We start from the raw sequence: 23,953 nt of genomic DNA, 5'->3' as shown, positions 1-23,953 counted from the left end.
CGGGCGATGCCAAGGCACCACCACAGCGCACTTATCCGGCGGAGCCTGGTTGCCGCTGACGACTTTGCTGATTCGGGCGGCCGGGCGGGGCATTGTTGTTCCGGCGGCGACCGGCGTCGTTCGGGACAGAGGCCTCGGCCTGCTCCGCGTTCCAGGCGTCCCACTTTGCTTTTAGTTCTTTAACCTTGTCGGGATGGGTGGCGGCGAGATCGTGCTTTTCGCCGATGTCGTCGGCCAGGTTGAAGAGCCCCGGCTGCGGGCCGCCGTCGCGGCCTTGCACCAGCTTCCAATCGCCGTCGCGGATGGCCCATTGCGGCGTGAAGCGCCAGTAAAGCGTTTGATGGGGGCGATCTTTGTTCTCGCCGGTGAGGTAGGGGAGCAGGTTCACGCCGTCGAGTGGTTTCGGAGAAGTCGGATCGACCGCCAAACCAGTCGCGGCCAAGGCGGTGGGCAAGATATCGAGTTGGATCACGGGGTTCTCATAGGTTTGGCCGGCGGGCACTTTCCCTTTCCACTGCATACAGAACGGAACGCGGACGCCTCCTTCCCATGTGGTGGCCTTGAAACCTCGCAACGGACCATTGCGCGACGTGGTGACCCCGGTCGGGCCGCCATTGTCGGAGAGGAAGAAGATCAAAGTATTCTCTTCTTGCCCGAGATCCCGAACTTTCGCGAGCACGCGACCGACGGCGTCGTCCATCGCGGACATCATGGCACAGAAGAGTTGCCGCTTGTCGTCCTTCACCTCGGGGAAGCGATCGAGATACTTTTGCGGAGCCTGCAGCGGCGCGTGCTGCGCGTTGAAGGGAACGTAGAGGAACCAGGGCTTATCCTTGTTCTTCTCGAGCCAATCGACGCAACGCTCGGCGTAGGCGTCGGTGGTGTAGAAGCTATCATCGGAAATCTCCTCGACGGCTGGCGAGACGCGCGAGTCGACGAGCTGCGTCGGATGGAAGAAGGGAGTGTTCGTCAACGTGCCGAAAAACTCGTCGAAGCCACGCTTCAAGGGATGGTACTCGGGCTTTTGGCCCAGATGCCACTTGCCGACGGCGCACGTGGCATAGCCCAGCGATTGGAAACGATCGGCAAACGTGGTTTCCTCGAGCGACAGCCCACTCACGCGAGCGGTGCTGTTGAATTCGTGTCCAAAGCGGGTCTGGTAGCGGCCCGTCATCAGACCGGCGCGCGTCGGGCTGCAGTAGGTGCCGGAGACATAGCCCTGGGTGAAGCGGACACCACCGGCGGCGATGGAGTCGATGTGGGGGGTGGGAATATCGTTGGCCCCCTGGAAGCCGAACTCGCCGTAGCCGGTGTCGTCGCAGAGGAAGACGAGCACGTTCGGTTTGTGCTCGTCGCTGCCAGCGTGTACGGACACCGCAAGACTCGACATGGCAACAGCAAAGTGTGCTATGGCGAGCGGGGCGAGGCGATATTTCATGGCAAATATCTCTGAAGGAGTGGCAAGGGGCGATGCAATCGCGAAGCCGGCAACGATTCCTCTGCAGCGACATGGTAAGCGGCCACCAGTGGGCAAGCAAACTTGCCAGACCGCCAATCGCACTATGCACAACATGCACAATCCGTAAAACACCGGGCGAACTCTTTGGTGTCGCTGGTGTCTTGGTGAACGACGCGGCCGGTGGCTCCCCATCCAGCGTTGACGAGGTTGTCCCGCTGCCATTTTCACAGGCAAATCGCGTGGCTAGCTACCTGGCGAATTACCAAAAAAAGATCCGCATCCTTGCAAAGCAAGAGCAGAAACTACGCTGTCTCATTCAGCAGCAGGCCGAAAAAGGAAGACTATGGATGCTGTCCGCCGTGGTGAAAGAGGCCAGAATCCGCGTGTTAAACGCCCAAAAGGCAAGATTTTCGCCTCGCGATACGTCAGAACGCACGTCGCGCCTGGCGAACCTCGATCGACAAATCGCGGCTGTCCGTGGGATGACTCTGGAATCGATCCTGGCGGAGTTCGAGGGGAGTGGCCCCACTGTGACGAATGGAGACTGACGATCCCTCATTCCGGCCCACTTGACCCGCGCGGGGTGGGGGTTGAGAATCGACCGTTTAGATCTGGCGGGTGGCCCTCGTTTAGGAGTCAATCGCCAGACGGATGCACGAACACACAACCACGAGTCAGTCGCGCGCGATGCCCGCTTCCCGGATGGTCCCCGACGCTGCCGGTCGCTTTGGCGATTTCGGCGGCCGCTATGTACCCGAGACGCTGACCAAGGCGCTCGATGAGCTGCTCGTGGAGTATGAAAAGGCCTGCCACGACGCCAAGTTTCAGGCCGAACTGGACGACCTGTGGCGGAACTACGTTGGGCGACCATCGCCTCTTTATCACGCGCGGCGGTTGAGTGAGTTGGCCGGGGGGGCTCAGATCTATCTCAAGCGCGAGGATCTGAATCACACGGGAGCCCACAAGATCAACAATACGCTCGGCCAAGCGCTACTCACCAAGCGGATGGGCAAACAGCGCGTGATCGCCGAGACGGGGGCCGGCCAGCATGGCGTGGCCACGGCCACGGCCTGTGCGCGGTTCGGCTTCGAGTGTGTCGTCTATATGGGCGAAGAGGACATTCGCCGGCAGAAATTGAACGTGTTCAGCATGCGGCTCATGGGGGCCGAAGTGCGCCCCGTGACCACGGGCTCGCGAACGCTGCGCGATGCCATCAACGAGGCCATGCGCGACTGGATGTCGTCGGTCGAAACGACCCACTACATCCTGGGCTCGGTCGTGGGGCCGCATCCGTTTCCGCTTATCGTGCGGGACTTTCAAGCGGTGATCGGTCGCGAGACGATCGAGCAATGCCAGAAGCAGATTGGACGGCTGCCCGACGCGGTGGTGGCGGCGGTAGGTGGCGGCAGCAATTCGGCCGGCATGTTTTATCCGTTCGTCGAGCATGCCTCGGTGAAGCTGGTGGGTGTGGAAGCGGGTGGTCGTTCGGCGGATCCTGGTCAACATGCGGCGCCCCTGTCGCACGGACGGCCGGGCGTGCTGCACGGTAGCTTCAGCTACGTGATGCAGGACGACGACGGACAGACGAGCGACGTGCATTCCGTATCGGCGGGGCTCGATTATCCGGGCGTGGGGCCGGAGCACAGCTATTGGAAGGATACGGGGCGCGTCGAATATGTCGCCTGCCGCGACGATCAGGCGCTGGCTGCGTTCGATAAGCTGGCGCGGTCGGAAGGGATTTTGCCGGCACTCGAAAGCTCGCACGCCATTTCCGAAGGACTGGCGCAGGCGGCCAAGATGAAGCGGGACGAAGTGGTGGTGGTGTGCCTCTCGGGTCGTGGCGACAAAGATGCGTTCGAAGTCGCGCGGCTGCGAGGCGAGACGTTAGAGACGCCTTGAGTTGGGAGCCGCATGTCCGCCGTCGATACGATGTTTGCCGAGCTTCGCGCCGCGGGACGCAAGGCGTTCATGCCGTTCGTCACGGCCGGGGATCCCGACCTGGACTTCACGGCCGACGTGCTGCGCGAGCTGATCGCGCGCGGCAGCCACATGTGCGAGATCGGTGTCCCCTATAGCGACCCGATCGCCGACGGGCCGGTGATTCAAGCCTCGTACACGCGGGCACTCGGTAAAGGGGTGCGCGTGGGGGGCATTCTCGACATGCTGGCCGGTGTCGCGCCCAAATCAAAAGCGCCGCTGGTAACGATGGTGAGCTATGCCATCGTGCATCGCTACGGGCCAGAACGGTTCATCGCCGAGGCGAAGAAGGCGGGCGTCGCCGGAGCGATCATTCCGGATCTGCTGGTCGAAGAAGCGGACGACATGGCGAAGCTATGCCGCGCGGCCGACTTCAGTCTGATTCAACTGGTCACGCCGACCACGCCGCGCGAGCGGGCGATCAGGATCGCGAACTCTTCGAGCGGGTTCATCTATTACGTCTCGGTGACTGGGATCACCGGCGAGCGCACGGCACTGCCCGACGACCTGCTGCAAAGCGTGACTTGGCTGCGTGGGCAGACGAAGCTGCCGATCTGCATCGGTTTTGGCGTGAGCACGCCGGAACACGTCAAGCTGCTGGCACCGTCTTGCGATGGATTGATCGTCGGGTCGGCCATCGTGCGGCGGATTGCGCAGGCGGCCGAACGGCCACGAGCCGAGGTGATTCGCGACGTGGGAGAGTATGTCGCGGGGTTGCTGGGGGCGATTGAGGGGAAGTAAGGCGCGATCAAGGGCAGGTGAAGTGATGACAGATCCGCGTAGCAAGAAATTCAAGCTTTCCGCCGATCAAATTAAGCCCTTGGCATGCGGTCGCGGCGCCTGCATTGCGACGGATATGATCACCGTCGACGGGCGTAAGGTTGCCTTCATGTATCGCGAGCAGCCGGATAATGACGTCGACAGTGGTTGGCGATTCATGTCGGGACTCGAGTCGAACGAATATATGGACGACGCGAAGAATCACGCCGTCTATGACGTGAATACCGTCGCCAACTACGATCCGGACATTATCCCGTTTCTCGATGCCCCCATCGGCTCGGCCTTCGAGAGAAATGGTGGAGTCGGACCTCTCGCCGAGGTGGACGACTTCGCACCGCCGACCGACTAGGTTGAGTCGCTCTACATGGCACGCTGAGTCGCCGTCGATTAAGTGATGGAGCGGGCAGTTCAATCGACTTCCCAGCCAAGAACTCCCTCGCTCACGCTTCGGGTTGGGATTGTGGGCACGTCAGTCGCTCGCTGGTTTTTACCGTTCTGCGTTGTCGAGCGCTGCCCGTAATTCGCCATCGTACAGCTCGGTCTGGTCATCGAGTTGATGCTCCAAACGACGCCTTGCTTCCTCGGCGACAGGTCCGACTGCGATGCTCTGGCGCAAGTAGGTGGCGAGCATCTGATTGGGCAGTTCGCCGATCGGTGTCGACCAATACCGCCGACACCGTTGGATCAGGCCGGACTCAAAATCTGGATCGACCCAGGGGCCGGCTATGTCCGCCACGCTCTTTTGCGTAGGTGGCTGGTACTGCGGAGAGCCCGTCATGGCAGTTCACTTCCGAGAAACGAAACTTCGTTGATGCAGCAACAGTAGAGTCAACCTAGCCATCTCTGCCTCACGATTGTAACCGGACGAATTCTGTGTTCCCCAGGCTCGCCTTGACCCGTTGAAAAACTGGAGGGTAAAATTGAGCTGGTAGAGGAGACGAAACGCCGGAACAGCCTTGTCCAACCGCGTCTCCACGACCCTTAGCCGCGCGATTTTTTAGCCGACTGCGAGCCGATTTACGGCCCGTGCTGTCGGCGAGGCCAGCCGGGCCCCTTCGGCTCGGCGACGTGTAGCGAGGTCGTTCTTATGTATCCGAGTCGCACGCAGAAGCCGCTCGAACGCTTCTTTGCCGGGCTGGCTGAGCATACTTTTCATGGTCGGCTGGGCGTGGCCGATACCAAGCTGGTGGACTATATCGCCAGCCTGCTGGTCCGGTTTGCCGATAGCGACGCCCATCTGGTGCGGAACATCTCGGGCAAGCGGGTGGACGAAGTGGCCGAGATGATGGTCGAGGCCCAGGTTCGCGTGGGAGATGCCCGGCGCCAGGTTTATCGCCAGATTGGCGACTTCACCCTGTTCTGGACGGGAGTGTTTCCCGAGGCGCTGACGCGGCTGCAGCATCCCGACCGCAAAGATCACCTGCTCGACTATAGCGATCAGGGGAAGCGATCGTATTACATGGCCAGCCGCATTCGCAGCCAGGGGAGCGCCGAGGAATGCGAGGTGCTCGAACGACTGGCGCACGAGTTCGATCTGTGCGTTCACGGGTTGGGCGAAGTACGCCGCGAGTGGGAACGCCGCGACGCGGATGGGACGGGGCCGGGAGGTAAGATCTGGGTGAACTGAGTGGGGGACGGCGGCATGACTCTCGGCGCGCCGACTGCGATTCTGGCTCGGAGAAGGAGTGCCTGAGGCTATGCCAAGTCACCAGATCGAATTGACCGATCACTTCGATGAATTCGTCGCGACTCAAATCGCGACGGGACGATTTCGCGATGCCAGCGAGGTATTGCGCGCCGGTCTCTCGTTGCTCGAGCTACAAGCGCGCGAAGACGAGGAGAGGCTGGCCGAACTGCGCCGACTGGCCGAGGAAGGATTCAAGGACATTGAGGAAGGGCGCGGCATTGAATTCGATAGTCCGGAAGAACTAAGAGAGTTCATTTCTGAAATCGGACGACGCGCAAGACGTAAAGCAGCAGGATTTGAACGAACGGCTGGACTTTAGTACTTCCGCGGCGTGACGCGGCCTTGGACCCGTAGCGGCAGGCCTTGGATGCGTAGAAATCCTTCGGCATCGGTTTGGTTGTAGGAGCCGCCCCCCTCCATGCTGGCGATGCCTTCGTCGTAAAGGCTGTTCTGGCTCTGGCGGCTGTCGATGGCGATGTTGCCTTTGTAGAGGGCCAGGCCGACTTCGCCCGTGACGTTCTTTTGTGCTTCGCGAATGAAGGCCATCAGGGCGTCCATCTTGGCGTGGTACCAGAAGCCGTAGTAGACCATCTCGGCGACTTCGGGGGCGAGGCGATCGCGCAGGTGCGTGAGGTCGCGGTCGAGGGTGATCTGCTCGATCGCGCGGTGCGCGTCGTAGAGGACCGTCATGCCGGGGGATTCGTAGACGCCGCGGCTCTTCATGCCGACGAAGCGGTTCTCGACCATGTCGATGCGGCCGATACCGTTGCGACCGCCGATCTTGTTTAGGGCCTCGACCATCTGGAAGGGCGAGAGCCGTTTGCCGTCGAGCGTGACGGGAATCCCCTGCTCGAAACCGAGCTTGATCTTCTCGACCTTGTCCGGTGCGTCCTGCGGCGAGGTGGTCATGCCGAATTCGACCAACTCGACGCCGTTGACGCCCAGGTCTTCGAGCTTGCCTGCCTCGTAGCTGATGTGCAGGCAGTTCTCGTCCGAGCTGTAAGGCTTGGAGACCGAAGCCTTGACCGGGATCTTCTTCTCGTCACAGTAGGCAATCATCTCCGTGCGGCCGGGAAAGAGCTTGCGGAAGCGCTCGATGCGCCACGGGGCGATGATCTGGACCGAGGGATCGAGCGCCTCGGCGGCAAGCTGGAAGCGGCACTGGTCGTTCCCCTTGCCCGTGGCGCCGTGGGCATAGGCATCGGCCTTCACTTCGCGGGCCACTTCGAGACAGACCTTGGAGATCAACGGCCGTGCGATCGAGGTGCCCAGCAGATAGCTGCCTTCGTACTTGGCCTGCCACTGCAGCACGGGAAAGGCAAAGTCGCGGCAAAGGTCTTCGCGCACGTCGACGATGCGGGCCGACTTGGCGCCACAGGTGCGGGCCTTGGCGAGCGTCGCCTCGCGGTCTTCGCACGGCTGCCCGAGATCGACGTACACGGCATGCACGTCGTATCCCTCGTCGCACAGCCAGCCTAGGATGACCGAAGTATCGAGACCGCCCGAATACGCCAAGACACATGCAGGCATGACAGCAAAAACCTTTCAGCAGTGGACGGGCGACTTGACCTGCGGCAGATAGGTGCTGCCTGGCCAATAAGATATGACCGGACGCAAAACGTTCGCGCGGCGTGCGCCAGAGCCGCATTTTGAGAAGATCAGTCGACCTGGACAAGTGGGTCAATTGGGCTCCCAACCTGGGGAAGGCAGAAAAACTTTGCCATCTGTAGCGGTTTTTCTGGAAATGCCGGCGCAGGTGGTCGAATCGATACATGATGTCCAATCGTTACAACCGGACTATCGGCACAGCTTGCCAGATCGTCTTGCCGGGGGAGAGAGCCTTGAAGGCGTTCGTCATCCACTCAATCGTGCCCATGCTTGTCTTGCTGGCCGCTTCGTCGCCTTTGGCGCTGGGCGCCGAGCAGGCGCCGTCGCCAGGTAGCACGGCGTCCACTCCATCGGCGGCCAAGAAGACGGCCGTCGAAGACAACTACTACGCGCGGCGAGCTGCCAAGCAGGCCGAGCGATCGTCGTCGGAGATGGGGGGCGCCATGATGCCGGACGTGATGCCCACGGCCGGACTCGTGCCGCACGGCGCCGGACAGGGATATGGCGTGATGGTGCCGGAAGACTCAGGCATGGACTATGCCCAGGCGCGGCGCGCGGCGCCGAGAATGCGTCACGCCAACTACTCGACCGACGGGAGTGTCGTTGGGGGGGGCACGTACGAAGACGTGGGCACCATCTACCCCGATGGTGGCATGAGCTACGGCGGAGGGGGCGAATTCTATGGTGATGGCTATGTCGGCGATTGTGCGTCGTGCGGCGATGGCGCCTGCGCAGGAGACTGCGGGGACAACTGTGGCCCGCGTTGCGGTAATCTCTGGTCGCAAGTCTGCCCCGGTGCAACCATCTGGGTCGGCATCGACTATCTGAGTTGGTGGGGCAGCCAGGCGAATATGCCCCCGCTCGTGACGGCGAGCCCTCCCGGCACGCCGCAGAACCTGGCCGGCGAGCTGGGCGAGCCGACGACCGAGATCCTCTTCGGTGGTCGAAAAATCGGCGGCGAGCAATTGAACGGTGGCCGCATACAAGCACGGTATTGGCTGGTACCCGGCGAATTCGTCGCCCTCGAAGGCGACTTCTTCATGCTTGAGAACAGCGTGACGCAGTTCGGCCAGCAGTCGGTGTTCAATAACGTTCCGCAGGCGAATTCGATCCTGGCACGTCCCTTCTTCGATGCGGTCGACGGCCAGTGGATCGCCGCGTTGCTCGCCTTCCCCGACTTCGTCGACGAGTTCGGCAACGTGATCGACCTGAGCGGCGGCGTCAACATCGTGTCGCGCAGCGAGACACAGGGGACGGGCGTCGGCGGGCGGCACCTGATGTGGGTCAACTTCGATCAATGCAAACGCGTCTTTGGCGTGGGCGGATTCCGCTATTACCGCTTCGTCGATCGACTGAGCATCGGGGACAGCGTCGAGCCGGTGGGCGGGTTCTTCGCCCCGGGGACGCGCATCGACACGAACGACTTCTTCGGAGTCGAAAACGATTTCTACGGGGGCGAAGTCGGACTCAACTTCCAAACCAGGCACGATTGCTGGACTCTCGACATCCTGGGTCGCGTGGCGCTGGGCAATAACCACCAGGTCGTGACCGTGGATGGCTCGACGGTCGTCTCCGATGGCACGGACGCCTTTGTGACAGGCGAAGGCCTGTTGGCGCAACCGAGCAACATCGGCGTACACCGCCGAGATCGCTTCGCGGTGATTCCCGAGGTGCAGGTGAATCTCGGCTACCAGATTACGCCCAACGTCAAAGCGAGGTTGGGCTATACGATGATCTACTGGTTCGACACGTTGCGCGCGGGAGACCAGGTGGATCTCAACGTGAACCTGATCCAGGGCATTCAGCCCGATCCTGCCGTGCCGACGGTACCCTTCAAAACCGCCGATTGGTGGCTGCAGGGCATCAACGCCGGCATGGAGTTGCAGTTCTAACGAGCGAAACGAGAGACCCCGTGGGCCTAAAGACCGCGGGCAAAAATCTCGTCCAGCGCATCGAGTTCGTTGCCGTTCGAGCTCGCGCCGTTCGAGTAACTCTGGCTGGCATACCAGGCCCAGGCCTGGGTCGACGCGCTCGATGTCTGTGCCGAGAATCCGGCCCCCTGCACCAACTGCAGCGTGGAGACCGAGCCCCCCCCGACCTTCAAGAAATAGGGCTGCCCGAGCGTACCGCTGTACGTGAGCTGCGCGGTGGCGCCTGGGGCGGGAGCGGAAGTGGCCAACTGCGACAGGTTGACGTCGTAGAGGGTCAACGTGGCACGGCCACCGTTCGAGGGCGCGGCGAGGAATGTCAGGGGACCCGACCAGCCGCTGCTGAACGAGAAGTACAGATCGCCGGCGCGGGTATCGACGATATAGCTGCCGCTCAACAAAACGCCGGGCTGCGTCGAGGTGAGGAACAACCGCTTGCCGATGAAGTTTGAGCGAAGTCCCAACTCGCCGAAGTTATACTCCGTGGCGTGTGTGTCGGGACCGAGCGTGATGTCGAAACGATCGTTCTGCATCGATCCACCGACGCTGCCCAATTGCTCGTTGCCATCGCGGAAGAATGCGGGGTGGATCTCCTGCACGGTGTACTGGCCGGGGCGGACATCGGCGAAGTGGTAGTAGCCGGCGTCGTTCGTAACGGCCGTGCGGTTGACCGTCTGGCCACGATCGTTCACGCCGGTGAGGACGATCGCCGTGCCGGCGATGCCTGTCTCGCCCGGATCGCGACGATTGTTATTCGAGGCATTGTCGACGAAGACGTAGCCAGAGATGCTCGACAGCGGTGCATCGTCGTTCAGCACGATACCCTGCCCCGTTCCGCGACCGATCGTGGCGTTCGTGGGAGACGACAAGGTTATGCCGAAGATTTCGTTCGGCTCCGGAGTTTCGTCGCCGAACACCGGCACGCTAAAGGTGGTCGCGGTGACACCCGGCGCGAACGTCACCGTGCCGGAAGCGGGGAAGAAATCGAGCACGCTCTCGGCCGTGATGCCGTAGGTCGAGACGAAGACCGTGATCGGCTTGTCGCTGGGGGCCGAGAGCGAAACGGTAAAGACAAAATTGGTCGTGCCTGCGTTCCCCTCGAACTGCGACACATCGTTGATCGACACGGCCGGTGGCGCGTCGTCGTCGACGATCGTACCGGTCGCCTGAGCACCGCCAATCGACGCGCCCGAGGCATTCGACAAGACGACCGACACGGTCTCGTCGAACTCATCGCGCAGGTCGCCGATGATGTTGATGGAAATGGTCTGCTGGACCTGTCCCGGGGCGAACGTCACCGTGCCCGAGGCGGCCTGATAATCGACTCCCTCCGACGCCGAACCGGCGCCGGTCGCGTACTGCACGGTGATGGGCGTGCTGCTGGGATTCGACAGCGTGACGGTGAAGGACAACGGCGAGGTGCCGAAGTTTCCTTCGCTGGCGCTACCCCCTTGGATCGTGATCGTCGGCGTGGGATCGTTGTCGATAATCGTGCCCGTGGCGCGATCGTCCCCCAAAACGGCTCCGCTCGGGCTCGAAAGGACGACCTCGAACGTCTCGTTCGGCTCGCGAATCAAATCGCCGATGATGGGTACCGATATCGTGCGCTGCGATTGACCGGCCGAAAAGACCAGCGTGTTCGAGACGGGCTGGAAGTCGACGCCGGCCGTAGCCGTGCCCGACACGGTCGTGTAATTGACGCTGACCGTGCCTTGAGCGGGCGTGGTCAGCGTGACCGTGAATTGCATCGCCAGCGTGCCGCTGTCGCCTTCAACCAGAGAAGCATCGGCAATGGTCATCGTGGGCAGATCGTCGTCGATAATCGTACCCGTGGCGGTAGCGTCTTCGAGCGTCGCATTCTCGGGACTTGTCAGGGTCACAAAGAAGGTCTCATCGGGCTCGTCGACCGTGTCGCCCAGAACGGGAATGAGAATCGCCTTTGAAGTCTCGCCCGGGGCAAACACGACGACTCCCGAGGTCGCGGTATAGTCCGACCCCGCGAGGGCGGTGCCGTCGGACGTGGAATACGAGACCGAGATCGTCTTGCCGCTCGGTGAAGAAAGGTTGACAAAGAATTGTGCGTTCGTGGTGCCGACATTGCCCTCGATCACCGACGTATCTTCGATCGAGATGCTGGGAGCGTCGTCGTTATCGACGATCGTGGCGACGGCTTGCACGCCATCGCCTTCGGCATGAGAGGGGTTGGAGAGGACGATGGCAAACTGCTCATCGTCTTCATCCAGGAAATCATCGAGGACGACCACGGGGAAGAACTTCGACACCTCGCCCGGCTGGAAGGTGAGCGTTCCGGCGGTGGCCTGGAAGTCGAGCCCCGACGTGGCCGTCAGGCCCAGCGTGCTGACGTCGACCGTGACCACTTCGCTCGAGGGATGCGAAAGCTTCACTTCGAAGTTCGCGATCGAATTGCCCACTGCTTCGGTGACGGTCACGTTGCCCACCGAAAGCTTGGGAAGCAATACGACGTCGAGCGAGATGGAACCGTAGGCCACGTTCTCGGGCGGCACACCGGTCGGCGAGCCGCCGCTGAGCAGGATGCGGTGGAAGGGGAGATCGTCGGCCGGGTTGGTCTCGAACGTCACGGTGCCAGCGGCGGTAGCCGTGTAGGGCAGACTGAAGAGCAGGAATTCACCCGGCCCCAGCGGCGAGCCGGCTATCGTACCGCCGACTTCGTCGACTTCGCCCGCGATGGCCGTGCTGCCACTCTGCACGTTGGGGAAACTGGCGCCGAACGTAATGCTGCCGTCGACCGCCACGAGCGAGGAATCGTAGGTGACGTCCATATAGGCGGAGAACACTCCGCCCGAGGATCCGGCGGCATTGGGATCTTGAACGAAGGCGCGCAGCAGGAAATCCTCACCCACCAGCGCTGCCGTAATGGGATTGCCGAGCAGATCGGTCGTCTCGAGTCGGATCACGACCAGCGGCTCGACCGCATTCAACTGATTGAACACGATCAGGGCGTCGGACGGCGTAAGAAACCCATCGCTGTCGACGTCGACCATGGCCAACATCGTGCTGGCGGCGGCAAAGCTGCCAAACGAGGACCTCATGCCGATGGCTTCGGGCGGATTCGCCTCAAGCGAACGCGAACCGCCGCGATTCAACTCGTTGAAGATCGCCAGTGCGTCGGACGGAGCGACGTAACCGTCGCCGTCGACATCGGCGGGATTGAGCACGTTGTGCCACGGGGTGACCGTGGTGGCCGCAAATCCGCCGTCGGCCGCCAACATGGCGCGAACTTCAAGACGTTCCGCACCGAGCGTGCCAAGGGGAGCGACCGACCGACGTCGACCGCTGACGCGGGATGAACGTCGCGGATGGTGGCGAAGCTGGAATGACTCGCTTTTCATGATCGTGGCGTATCTGGGGTGTGCATCCGTGGTGTCATAATTCGGTCGCGCTCTAACGCCGGCGGACAAGCCGGGGCGCCAGAAATGCTTCGTCGCCAGACGAAGCTCGCTGCTGCTCGATCGCCAGATCGAACAAGATGGCATCGAGATCCTTGTTGAATTGCCAGGCCGGCTTCACGCGAGCGGCTTGACTGTCGCCCGCGAGCGAATCGAGTCCTTCGTCCACGAGCGCTGCCAGAGTAATTGGCGACGTGGGAGAAGTCTCGTTCGTTTTTGCCAGGGCGGGCAGATTCGCCGGGAACTCGAGGTTGTCGCTCGCCGCGACTTTGCTCTGCTCGACCGCGACGCTGAAGATCGTCTCGGCCAGTGCGGCCTCGACCGCCTCGAAGGCCGCCGCCACGCGCACTTCGGCCGAGGGGGCCGCCGCGTCCGGGGCTGCCACCGCTGGAGAAGTCTCGGCCTCCGAGAGCTCGGACGCGACGATGAAGGAATATGTCGCGAACGTCTCGACCGCGGGCGGGTCCGCTTGAAGGGGCGCCTCATCGCCGGCAGCGGCCTCGGCCACTTCCAGCGATTGAGAACTCGTCTCGCTCGAAAGCGTGACCATCATCATCGACGAAAGCGAGTTGAGATAGTTGTACAGCTCCAACGCGTCGGACGACGTTACGTAACCGTCGCCGTCGACGTCGTAGTAGTACTCGGGATCGGGGGGCACCGGCGGCGTGGGCAACAGACGCGGCCCATGCGGCTTCGGCGGATTCTCTCCCGGGGGTGCCGGGTTGAGCGTGTTCCACAGCGCCAGGGCATCGCTCGGAGCGACGAACCCATCGTTATCGACGTCAAAGCGATTGAACGGATTCTGCCACGGCCGGGCGGAATTGGCCGATGCCAACTGCACCGTGAACTCCGTCTTGCCGCTGAGCTGATTCGCCTTGAGCTGATTGCCGGCCAGATCGAGGATGCCATTCGCCGAGTTGTCGATCTCGATCTTATACACGTGGTTGGTCAGCCACACACCAGCCACGGGCACGAAACGCGCCGTGCGGGTGCTGAGATCGTACGTGTAGACGAAATCGACACCCAGGACCAACTCCACGTTGTCGCGCAATAGCCGGAAGCGCGACAGAGTCGCCGTCGATGGATCGACGCCGGTTCCGCCGGTCGACTCCGACGCCGTCAGACCGTCGAGAAACTGCACGGCAAACTCGGGCAGCGTGCCGAACATCCGCACGTGCGTCGCTACCGGATCGAGGTCGAGTCCGGCCAGATCGTTATCCTCGGGCGCGACCAACTTGGCCGTGGGGCCTGTGAAGTCGACGCGATCCATCGCGCCGCGATCCTTAAACACATTCGAGCCGAGACCGGCAGGAGGAGTGACCGCCGGGTCGTCCGCGCGCGCTTGCCCCAGCAAATCGGTTTGTGGAGCAAGAATCGGCGACTGCGAGATGCCGACCGCCGCCGTCACGTTCACCAGATTCGGGCGATCCACCAGCGAATTCAACGAGCTATCGATCGCCTTCGAGCCGGGCGCCAGATAGAAGTTGTTCGCGCTGGGGTTGACGAACAACGGCTCATCCGCGGTCAGGGCAATGGCAAATTGACCCAACCCGAGGAAGCCCGTGTCGGTATTCGTCGAATTGCTCTTATAGATGGTCGTGCCGATCACCGTGGTCGGGCGCGAGCTGGCATCGACGACGATACCGGTCGCGAACCCGGAGACGATGTTGTTGAGCAACGTCGGCCCGGCACTGTTGACGACGTTGATGCCGATTCCGGTCGGGTTCGCGTTGCCGTAAACGGTGTTATTGACGATGCGACCGAAGGGAACGGCCGCCAGTGGCACCGTGGGCGAATTCGCTCCGTCGCCGGCAAATTGAATCCCGCCTTCGCCACTGCGCACGACGAGATTGTTCACGATGGTGATGCCGGGGACGAGTCCCTGCTGGTTGAGTTGTCGCAACACGCGTGGAGATTGCGTGTGCGAGAACCCCGTTTCCGCGTCGCGCTCAGCAGCCGTGACCGAAATGCCCCAGGCGAGCGAGTCGGAAATGCGGTTCGCTTCGATGATCGTTTGCCCCTGATCGCGGAACAGGTTGCGATCGCCGACGCGACTGATGGCCTGAATGCTGAACGACGAACCGGCTGGTGCGACGGCGAGCGCGGACGTCACGCTCACCCCCGTGCTGAAGATGTAGTCGTGTGTCCAGCCGCTGTCGAATTCGAGCTCGATGTAGAAGGCGGTCACGCCGAAAAAAGGATTGATGTCTGGAATAGTAAACTGGCTGCCCAAGAGGCCGAGATCGAGTGGCGTGCTGATCCAATCGACCTGGTTGCCTTGCGTATGACGCAGATCGCGATTTTCGAAATTGACAGCGCGCCAGACTCGAGCGGCGATGGGCGTGGTGGTTGCATCGACCGAGATCGAACCATCCGCATTGATCTGCCACGAATACTGCGGCAGGGGAGCATCGGTAATTACGGCGTTGTAGAAGGCACTGGCTGCCTCTTGAACTCGATCGCCGCCGTCCAGCCCGTGGCCCGTATTGGGCACATAGCGGAGGTACGTGGGGCCTTGCAGATCGTCGTAATAGAACTGCGACGAATCGGTGACAAAGAATTCGTCCCCCGCCGAGTTGACGAGATACTTCGGCATCTTGAGCTTCTCGCCGTAGAAGCCCGGGTCTGTCACGTACTCGTAAGGATCGACGATCTTCAACAGTGCCTGCCCCTCGGGCGTGAGCAACCGCACCGGGTCGAGCACGCCGAGTTCCCAATAGGGGTAAATCGCGATCGCGTAGCCGCCGATCGTGTCTTGCTGCACGCCCTGGTAGACGAACTTGTGATGCACCATCTGCTCGTCGAGATTCAGCGCATCGAAAACGAGCGGTATCATGCCTTTGACCCGGGGATCGACGGCCGACGTGAGCCAGGTGGTCCAACCGCGTTTGGAGCCGCCGCTCACCACAAAGTCGTTGACCGTGATGGATTGGGTCGCCAGGAAATCCTGCGTGGTATCCATGGCTCGCACGGCGCTCTTCACCATCGGCAGCAGCAGGGGCCAGTTGCTATCGAGCGTGTCGAGGAACTTGTCGAACGTGTAGGCGATGATCAGGTCTTCCGTGCGGCTCAAGCGATAATCGCCGGTGAAGCTGAGGGGCTGGTTGGGCACGATTTCCAAGCGCACCATCACCGATTGCGTTTCGAGAGCGCGGTCGATCAGGCTCTGTTCAAGCGGATCCGGACTGTCGTTCAGCGAGCCCCCCGTGATGAACAACAGCGCGGAATCGTGCAAGACGACGTCCGGCACGACCAGCGTGACCCAATGCCGCCAGACGGTGTGGTCCACTTCGCTCGGATCGCGCCATGTCTGCGACGTCATGTCGATCGTGTACTGCGTATAGCCTGCCGGAAAATGCTGCTGAGACACCAGCGTGTAGCTGTAGACGGGATCAGCCAGACTCACGTAGTCGGCCAGGGCCGAAGATGGTCCCGTCGCCGGTCCGGGCGTCTCTTGCCCTTCGGTAACTTCCTCCGCGCCGTACAGATCGACGAACAAGACGGTGGCATTCGGCGCCGAAGCCGTAACCTTGAACAGACCGGCCTGCTTCGCGCTGTTCACCGCCGCGGCAAACGCGTTGGCAATCTGGCCGGCGCTACTGGTGTTCGTGTAGTTGACCGGGATGTGCCCAGGCGCCACGCCCCCCGCCTTGTCGAACTCGAACGTCAGTTGCTTCACTCCGTCGTGGATCGTCACCGTCTTGCCATCGGTGAAATCGAAGCCGTTCGGAATGTTGATGCGGAATCCTTCGGAGAGGCGATCGTTCGTGTCGATCTCGGTGAAGTAGGCGACGACCGACGCCTTGGGCAGCGGATTGCCAGCCACTTCGAAGCCACGTCGTATCTCGAGCTGATAGGGCCCGACCAGCACCTGGCTTGGCGCGACCGGATCGGGATTCCTTGGCACGGGGAACATCTCGGAGTTGATCGGCGCGCCCGTCACCATTTCACCGCGTTCGGCAAAGCCGATGATCACATCGTCGACGAAGAAGCCCCCGTGATTGTTGTTCTGGCCACGTCGCTCGTCGCGGATGTTTCCGTAGATGTCGCCCGGCAAGTCTCCCGTGTAACGCGGGCTGCTCGGATCGGCAATCGCTCCCGCCGTCGCAAACTCGAAACGCAAGATCAGATTGCCCTGTCCGGCGAAGTCGCCGAGATCGATGCGGGCCTGCGACCACTGATCCGTACCGCCGTTGTCGTACAACTCTTGAACGCGTTGCTGCCCCGTGCCCGAGTGGCTGGCGTAGGAGGGCAATTCACCTTCGAACACACCCACGAGCGAGCGGATGGAATTGTTCGTGGCGAGCATCTGCCATGAATTGCCGTTATCGGCGGAGATATACACCCGCGCGCTGTCGCGCATCTCGCGAGTCAGGACGTTGTTTTGACCTTCCGTGTCGAGGAAGTAGTTGAAATACAAGGTGGGCTTGTCGGTGGCCGAATAGCCCACCAGGCTGAACGAGTTGGTTTGTAACACGCCATGGGCGCCGCCCGGCAGATTGTAATTGCCGCCGATATTCGGGTTCGTCGTCAGGGCCCGATGCGCTTCGGGGCTCACGCCAAACTGAGCATTCCCTAGCGAGACCATGTAGGAATTAACGGGGTTGATCACCCATTGGTCCAAACCGAAATAAAAGCTTGCGCCACCTTCCCCTTCGTTCGTCAAACGACCGTTGGCATCGACGAAGAGGAAGCCCTGGGGACGCAAACGACTCAAATCCTCGGAAGGATTGATGCCGTGCCCGGGATCGTCGCGGCGCGTGTAGGTCGGATGCCACAGGTTGAAGTCGACCGGCGAAAAAGCCAACCCCGTGATGCCACTCAACCCCGTCTCGACGCGATCCACGCCGTTGGCAAAGACATCCGTGCGCAATTGATCGTTGGCCGTATTGAATGCGAACAGCGTACCGCTGTCGGAGATGATGAAGAGCGTGTTGGCCAGGCTCCCCGGATTTCCGGTACGCGCGTGATCGAGGTGCTGCGGCCCGATCGCGATGCCGGCGAGCCCGGATCCACCCAGGCCGGTGATCGTACCGCGAATGGTGACGAAGCCGGAGCCGGTGTCGACCGTGAACACGTTCCCCGCCTGATTGACACCCCACAAGGTCCCATTGAGGAAGGTCAATCCCGTGACTACTCCGATAGGCGCGCCGGCCGGGGTACCGTCATTGATGCGAAACACCCCCCGCAGTCCGAACACGTTGTCGGCCGTCTGGGCAGCGCTGCCCGTATCGGGATTCGCCCGGAACAGCCACGACTCGCTGCCGTTGCGTACCGAATAATACAGCAAGCGGTTCGTGCCATCGGGCGCCATGGCGACGGCCAGGGCATCAACCTGGCTGGTCGTCAGCACGGTATTCGGAATGTTGTCGTTGCCGATGACGGTAGAGGCGGCGTTCCCCGTGTTGACTTCGACGAGGCGTCCGGCGGTATTGTCCGTGCCAGCAATCGCCTGGTACCCATAGAGCCGGCCGTCCGACCGCATCGAGATATCGCGCAACGAGAAGTCGCCGGAGGCAGGTTCGCCGATGTTCGTTTCGGTAAAGCCCGTGCGCGGGTCGACCGTTCGCAGTCGACTGCCCTGCGATACGAAAAGGACCACATCACTGAGATCGAAGGGCACCACATTCGTCAGCAACGCGATCGGATCGCTGGTATTGAAGAGCGGAGTAACCGGCTCGATGCGCGCCCCGCCGATCACGGCATCGCCCGTCGAGTGCCCCTGAAAACTGATGTGATCTTCGGCGATGCGTTTGACGCCCACGACCGGCTCGAGCCGCGTGAGTCGCGCAGCAACGTCATTGTTGAAAGGTGACTGCAAGACCGAGGGCAACACGGCGTCGGAATGCACGGCCACGTAAAACGCGCGCGGCGGCCCCGTCGGCGGGCCCACGCCCACGGGCAGTTGGGCATGAATGTAGGGATCGAGCTTGCCGAAGCTGCCGCGCAGAATATCGGACGTGCTGGGGACTTCCGTGGGACCGATCTGATCGTCGGCGATATCGGAGTTGCGTCCGATGTAGAGCAATTGCCCGGTCTCGTCGAAGACCGAGATGGTCGTATCGGGACGGGCCATGCCGTCGGCATAGTCGATGTCGAACACGGTCGCCCACGACTGACCGCCATCGGTATAGCCGGTGATGACCTGGATGTTCTGATAGTCGATGGTGAACTTGTACCAGTCGACATCGAGGGGCGAATCGAGCATGCCCCCGACGGCCAAGGCGTTGCGATCGCTGTCGAGTAGATTGCCCAACGGCTGCGCCTGATCGAAGGTGTCGTTGTCGCCCGAGTTGAACTCGACGTCGAGCGACTCGCCCAACAGCGGCGAGTGCGAGGGGAGGCCGACCACTTCGATGCCGTTCGTGGCAAAGCGGATCACCGCTTGCCGGATGGTCGAACCCGGCACCTCGTCGACATTGCGCAGGCGGATCTGCAGTTGGTAAATGCCCGTGCTGACGCCGCCGTTGAGATTGTTGAGATTCGAACTGTTCGCTCGCACGCGCACGTAATAGGTATTCGTCGAACCAGGCGTCCCCGGCAAGACGACGAGCATGCCCGCGTCTCGCGGATTCGTGGTATAGAGATCGCCGAACCCGAACGGTCCGGTGCTCATCCGATACGCTGAGCCGAACAACGATTCGCCCCCGTCTTGCTCAGCGGGAGAATTATTCGAGCGCGCGATGACGGTGCCCGCCGCATTGACCAATTCGACCACCGTATCGAGCGCATGGGTGGTGCGATCGATATCGAACCACACTTCGGTGCCGGCCGTGCCGCTGAAGCTGTAGACATCGACGTCGCCCGGCCCCAGATAGCCGTGGATCTCGAAGCCGAGACGCAGCACGTCATCGCCGCCGTACTCGTGCGGCGCGAGCGATCCGATCGAACGGGCCTGTGCCGTCGTGCCGTTCGTGTCGCCGCCGGCACGGAGCGGATCCTCGGCCTCGAGCACGATCGCGACGTTACGGTCGTTGCTGAGTTGATCGAGCCTGAGGCTGCGCCAATCGCCGGGCTGCGGCGCGCGGCTGATGTTGTCGGTGTTGACTTGCGTCAAGCCGGCCAGATTGAGGCCCGCTCCCACGGAGTCATCGTGAAACGACGTCACGATCACCGGGTGGGTGGCCGAGCCGATGAGGTGGAAGGTCCCGCCAATGCGGTCGTCGATATCCAGAGTCGTGCCGATCGCGGTCACGCCCGCGTTCGCCCCCGACAGCTTGACCACGAGGCTGGCCGTCGGGCTGCTTTGCCAGCGCAGCCCACCGTAGGTATGAAAGTTTGGAATCGAGATCTGATTGAACAGGACGTGGACGATGTCCGTGTCGTCCCAGATCGACTGCGTGGTCAAGGTACCGCCGCGCACCACCATGCCATTGACGGCGTTATTGCCGGTGCGATTCAGACGCACGAGCGGGCCAAAATTATCGACGAACTGCGTGAAGGCGTCGGCACGTCCGGTGCTGCGTCCCCAGTCGTGTACCTCGTACCAGTTCAACGCGTTGACGTTGACATTAATGGCGGGTCCGAAGCCGTCGCGGATAACGTTGTTGACGATGATCGGCTGGGCTCCGCGGACGAAGATCGTGGCCGCGGCATTGGCCTGGCGTCCATTGCGCCCCGTGGCCGATTGTCCGCCGGCGTTGAACATGAAGACCGAGTTGGTGACTCGGACATCGGCCCGATGAATCTCCAGGGCGTTGAAGGCGTCGAAGTTTCCTTCGATGGTGGTCACGCCGCCGGCAAAGGCCACCTGTACGTGATCGAAGCTGGCACTGGAGGTCGGCCCGGCGAAAATCCCACCCCAATCGCCAGGAGCCGGCAGTCGGTTGAGCCCGTTGTTGGTTGTATCGAACGTGCCCCCCGCGCCATAGCTGTCGTCGTGGATCGAGGTGAAGATGACACGATTGCGCGGTTGTCCTTCCGCGATCAATTGACCTCCGAACAACATCTCGATGCGCGCGCCGTTGATCTTGACGACCACGCTGGGATCGATCGTCAGCCTCGCGTCGAGTCGTGCGTGCAGACCGGTGCTGTCGACGAGGTAGCCACCTGGTGTCCCGTGGATGACCAGGTTCTCCGACAAAACGTGGACGATGTCCTTGTCGTCGAATCGCGCCGCGACCTCGAGCACGTCGAGCGGACTGCCGGCGTTCGTGCGAATGCGCACGAAAAGCGCGTTGAGCGAGTTGTTGACGAGCGTATTGCCGTAAATCTCTGGCCCGACGCGCCACGATTCCAGCGTGATCGTATCCGAGCCGAAGCGGGTTTCCTCGAAACTGTTCGGATCGGCCGAAATCGCGGCATCGGCACTGAGCGTGATGCGATTGTGGACGATCGTGGGCCGTGCTTCGATGAGATGGATCGAGCTGTAGGCCTGCTCGTTGGAATCCACCACCGACGTACCGCCGCCGTAGCGCATATCGGCGAACCCGACATAATTCAGGAAGACACCCTGCGCTTCGCGATCTGAATCTTCGCGAAAGACGATGCCCGCCCAATCGCCTGGAATGGGAGTCGTGACCAAGGGGTTCGTGTCGACGCCGATCGATTCGTCGTGCCACGAAGTAAAAACTACGCGATCAACGGGGGTGCCTAGCACCTGCAGCGCGCCGGCGGTGCGCAGCAATCCCAATTCAGACGTGCCGACGTCGATGCCGGTGCGCCGCAGTTTGAAGACGGCGCCGGCGTCGATCACCACCGTGACTCCCGCCGGGACCTGCAACTGCGACCCGTCACTGAGCGCCTGTCCGAACGTATTCACGCCGATTTCGTAGGCCAGGTTGTCGCCCAGCGTCGCGAGATTGCCATCCGCGCCGCCATTGCCGACGATGCGCACGACATCGCCCGCCGAGGCCGCCGCAAGCGCTGCCGGAATATTGTTGAAGGGCGCCGCCAGCGTGCCCGTGCCACCGATCGGCGCGGACTTGTCGACAATGATCGTGTCGGAGGGGGCGGCCACCTGGAACCAGAAGTTGTAGATTCCGCCCGGCCGCCCATCGGCGTCGCCATCGAACGCCGTGCCGGTGGCGTCGAGGAGCTGCGCGCCGGTGGTCGGCACAAAATCGAGTCGCAATTGATAGGCGCCTTGCGACGTTCCGCCCATTCCACTGTCTTCGATGTTGGGATCGAAGGCGATATTGCCGGTGCTCGTGACGGCGATGTAATACGTGCCGGCCGCCAACTCGAGGTCGAGGAACGAGTCGCGACTGAAATAGTCGTCGTTGCGGGCAATGAGGTTGCGTTGCCCGTCGTAGAGCGTGATCACGCCATCCAGCAGGCTGGGAACGGCGAGACGCTCGGCGAACAACTCGGCCGTCAAGCGCCCCTGCGAGGGGAGATCGAAACGGAACAGGTCGATGTCTTTCACGTCGGGGCGGTAGAGGTGCCGCATGTGGACGATGTCGGCGTCGCCGGGAATCAACGGTTCGACCTGACTGCCGAAGGTGAGGAATCCGTCCGATCCCATGGCGTTGGGGGCCGGCAAGTCGTACGAATGATTGAGACCGAGCAAGTGGCCGATCTCGTGCGTCATCGTATTGAAATAGGCGCCGCCCGCCTCGCTGTCGCCCCAGTTCTCCGCGGCCTCGAGGATGGCAATGTTGCCGCCGGCGATGCCGGCAATATTGCCCGGTCCCGTGGGCACTTTCGGATCGACGGCGCGCAGATCGCCCGTGACAAGCGTCCAACCGCTCGACGGCGTCTCGATGAACTGCATGCCCAGGTAGTAGCTGAAGAGTTCGAAGATTTCGCGGACGCGATTCTTCTGATTCTCTGTGATCTGGTTGTGCAGGATGTTTCCGTCGGGGTCGGTGCCGTAGACGTCCTGGAAGTTGTAAGAGATCGTGACGATGCCGCCGGTGGTATCCGTGCCGCCGCCAAAGACGTGTTCCTCGGCGGGAATATCGCGGTGGCCTGGCTCGTCTTGAAAACCGGGCCAAGGCAGCGTGTAGGGCTGCGGATCGATGGCGGCGTTCAGGATCAGGCTTTGCGTGCCGAGCACCCCCAGGTTGTCCAACCCGGGCGAAAAGAAGCTCGACGCCGAATCGGTTCCAAAAAACAACGGTACCGGCGCCATGCGGGGCGCCGCGGCGTCGCCGATCCGCAGGCGATAGCTGCCGGGTCCCGTGGAGAGAGCATCGAGCGACGACGCGAAGGTGAGAGTCGCCTTGTCGGTGACGGGATCGTACACCACCGACGTGGGGATATGGACGTCGCTGGGCGCGATCGGTCCGCCATCGGTGTAGATGAGCTGATAGAAGTTGGGGTTCTGCGCGCTGGCGCCCAAATCGTCGTTGTTGAAGTAGACGACGATTTGATTCGACGCTTGGACCAGCGTGCCACCAGGACCGCGCGTGATCGGTTGGGGTACGACCGAGACGACCTGCGCACCGAGATCCAACTCGAAATCGACCACCTGATTCACGCCGTTATTGAACGGCTCGGCGGCGATATTTTGTAGCGGCGTGGCGCCGGCCCCGAAGATCGTAATGCGATAGCGGTCGTCGGGCAGATTCTCAACAAAGCGGTAGACCACTTCGTTCGACTGCTCGCCCAGGCCGACGAAGCCCGGCGTGAGCAGAACGTCGTCCCCCGTGCCGAGATTGTTGTCGTTCCCCGCGCGGACAATCTGGATTCCGGCCAGAGAATTGGGGTCGATGACCTGTCCGACGTCGAAACGGAAGATCAACTCGCGGGGCGCTTCATCGCGCACTTGCCCTGCCTGCAAGACATCGCCGGCATTGGGCACGATGGCAATCAGTTGCGGCGACGCCAGCATGGCGCGCGGTTCGAAGCGTTCCAGCGAGAGGGGACGCTTCCATTTCCCTAAATCCAGCGCTGGGCGATGTTTCTTTCGCCGTGCCGCCCGCAAGCCAGCCCTATTTGCGCAGCGTTTCCCCATTCCCACGTCTCCCTCGGGATCTGTTCCTGTCTGCCCCGGTAATCTGGGCAGTGAATGGGGATTATTATTGGAGGTTCAATTGGAATCAACTTTCTGATTCTATCGATTTTACTCATTTTACTTATTTTTCCTTAAATTTCTATTTTCATGATTGCCAGGGCAGGGAGAGAACAGACCGAAAGAGCG

Annotated in this window: 12 protein-coding genes; 7 read left to right on the top strand and 5 right to left on the bottom strand. The window is 61.8% G+C overall.

Going from position 1 to position 23,953, the window contains the following annotated elements:
- Positions 1-31: 31 nt before the first annotated feature.
- Positions 32-1,438: a sulfatase-like hydrolase/transferase gene (locus KF708_16240; GenBank protein MBX3414238.1), complete on the bottom strand. Its 1,407-nt coding sequence runs from the start codon at positions 1,436-1,438 to the stop codon at positions 32-34.
- A gap of 260 nt (positions 1,439-1,698) precedes the next feature.
- Here KF708_16240 and KF708_16235 point away from each other — a divergent pair, with 260 nt between their 5' ends.
- The 4 genes from KF708_16235 (at position 1,699) to KF708_16220 (ending at position 4,565) form a co-directional block, all read left to right on the top strand.
- Complete coding sequence (locus KF708_16235) at positions 1,699-2,007, top strand: hypothetical protein (protein MBX3414237.1); 309 nt, start codon at positions 1,699-1,701, stop codon at positions 2,005-2,007.
- A gap of 103 nt (positions 2,008-2,110) precedes the next feature.
- Positions 2,111-3,358 (top strand): tryptophan synthase subunit beta, encoded by a 1,248-nt coding sequence (gene trpB, locus KF708_16230; GenBank protein MBX3414236.1) that lies wholly within the window; start codon positions 2,111-2,113, stop codon positions 3,356-3,358.
- A 12-nt stretch (positions 3,359-3,370) separates the two neighbouring features.
- Positions 3,371-4,177, top strand: coding sequence for a tryptophan synthase subunit alpha (gene trpA, locus KF708_16225; protein MBX3414235.1), 807 nt, complete (start codon positions 3,371-3,373; stop codon positions 4,175-4,177).
- A gap of 25 nt (positions 4,178-4,202) precedes the next feature.
- Positions 4,203-4,565: a DUF2185 domain-containing protein gene (locus KF708_16220; protein ID MBX3414234.1), complete on the top strand. Its 363-nt coding sequence runs from the start codon at positions 4,203-4,205 to the stop codon at positions 4,563-4,565.
- Positions 4,566-4,703: 138 nt separating this feature from the next.
- Here the strand turns inward: KF708_16220 and KF708_16215 are convergent, their stop codons facing one another.
- Positions 4,704-4,994, bottom strand: a complete 291-nt coding sequence (locus KF708_16215) for a hypothetical protein (GenBank protein MBX3414233.1) — start codon at positions 4,992-4,994, stop codon at positions 4,704-4,706.
- A 309-nt stretch (positions 4,995-5,303) separates the two neighbouring features.
- On the opposite strand from KF708_16215, the gene KF708_16210 reads away from it, so the two are divergent.
- On the top strand, positions 5,304-5,843 hold the full coding sequence (locus tag KF708_16210) for a hypothetical protein (protein MBX3414232.1): 540 nt from the start codon (positions 5,304-5,306) through the stop codon (positions 5,841-5,843).
- Positions 5,844-5,901: 58 nt separating this feature from the next.
- Entirely contained in the window at positions 5,902-6,222 is a 321-nt protein-coding gene (locus KF708_16205; protein MBX3414231.1) for a type II toxin-antitoxin system ParD family antitoxin, read from the top strand.
- Here the strand turns inward: KF708_16205 and KF708_16200 are convergent.
- Complete coding sequence (locus KF708_16200; protein MBX3414230.1) at positions 6,219-7,433, bottom strand: argininosuccinate synthase; 1,215 nt, start codon at positions 7,431-7,433, stop codon at positions 6,219-6,221. The two genes, KF708_16205 and KF708_16200, sit on opposite strands and share 4 nt — an antisense overlap.
- Before the next feature lie 311 nt (positions 7,434-7,744).
- Here KF708_16200 and KF708_16195 point away from each other — a divergent pair, with 311 nt between their 5' ends.
- Complete coding sequence (locus KF708_16195; protein MBX3414229.1) at positions 7,745-9,403, top strand: BBP7 family outer membrane beta-barrel protein; 1,659 nt, start codon at positions 7,745-7,747, stop codon at positions 9,401-9,403.
- A gap of 26 nt (positions 9,404-9,429) precedes the next feature.
- On the opposite strand, the gene KF708_16190 is transcribed toward KF708_16195, so the two are convergent.
- Both KF708_16190 and KF708_16185 read right to left on the bottom strand, forming a co-directional pair.
- Positions 9,430-12,690 carry a hypothetical protein gene (locus tag KF708_16190; protein ID MBX3414228.1) on the bottom strand — a complete coding sequence of 1,087 codons (3,261 nt, stop codon included), beginning with the start codon at positions 12,688-12,690 and terminating at the stop codon, positions 9,430-9,432.
- Positions 12,691-12,862: 172 nt separating this feature from the next.
- On the bottom strand, positions 12,863-23,644 hold the full coding sequence (locus KF708_16185; protein ID MBX3414227.1) for a DVUA0089 family protein: 10,782 nt from the start codon (positions 23,642-23,644) through the stop codon (positions 12,863-12,865).
- Positions 23,645-23,953 lie beyond the last annotated feature (309 nt).

It is taken from the genome of Pirellulales bacterium, from assembly GCA_019636335.1.
In the GTDB taxonomy this organism is placed as follows: domain Bacteria; phylum Planctomycetota; class Planctomycetia; order Pirellulales; family JAEUIK01; genus JAHBXR01.
This window is presented reverse-complemented; position numbering and strand designations above follow the sequence as displayed.

Bases quoted from the DNA above. Each gene is read 5' to 3' on its own strand.
- trpB (MBX3414236.1), top strand. From the start codon at position 2,111: ATGCACGAACACACAACCACGAGTCAGTCGCGCGCGATGCCCGCTTCC.
- KF708_16190 (MBX3414228.1), bottom strand. From the start codon at position 12,690: ATGTTGGCGGCCGACGGCGGATTTGCGGCCACCACGGTCACCCCGTGG.
- KF708_16200 (MBX3414230.1), bottom strand. From the start codon at position 7,433: ATGCCTGCATGTGTCTTGGCGTATTCGGGCGGTCTCGATACTTCGGTC.
- KF708_16185 (MBX3414227.1), bottom strand. From the start codon at position 23,644: ATGCTGGCGTCGCCGCAACTGATTGCCATCGTGCCCAATGCCGGCGAT.
- KF708_16240 (MBX3414238.1), bottom strand. From the start codon at position 1,438: ATGAAATATCGCCTCGCCCCGCTCGCCATAGCACACTTTGCTGTTGCC.
- trpA (MBX3414235.1), top strand. From the start codon at position 3,371: ATGTCCGCCGTCGATACGATGTTTGCCGAGCTTCGCGCCGCGGGACGC.
- KF708_16210 (MBX3414232.1), top strand. From the start codon at position 5,304: ATGTATCCGAGTCGCACGCAGAAGCCGCTCGAACGCTTCTTTGCCGGG.
- KF708_16220 (MBX3414234.1), top strand. From the start codon at position 4,203: ATGACAGATCCGCGTAGCAAGAAATTCAAGCTTTCCGCCGATCAAATT.
- KF708_16215 (MBX3414233.1), bottom strand. From the start codon at position 4,994: ATGACGGGCTCTCCGCAGTACCAGCCACCTACGCAAAAGAGCGTGGCG.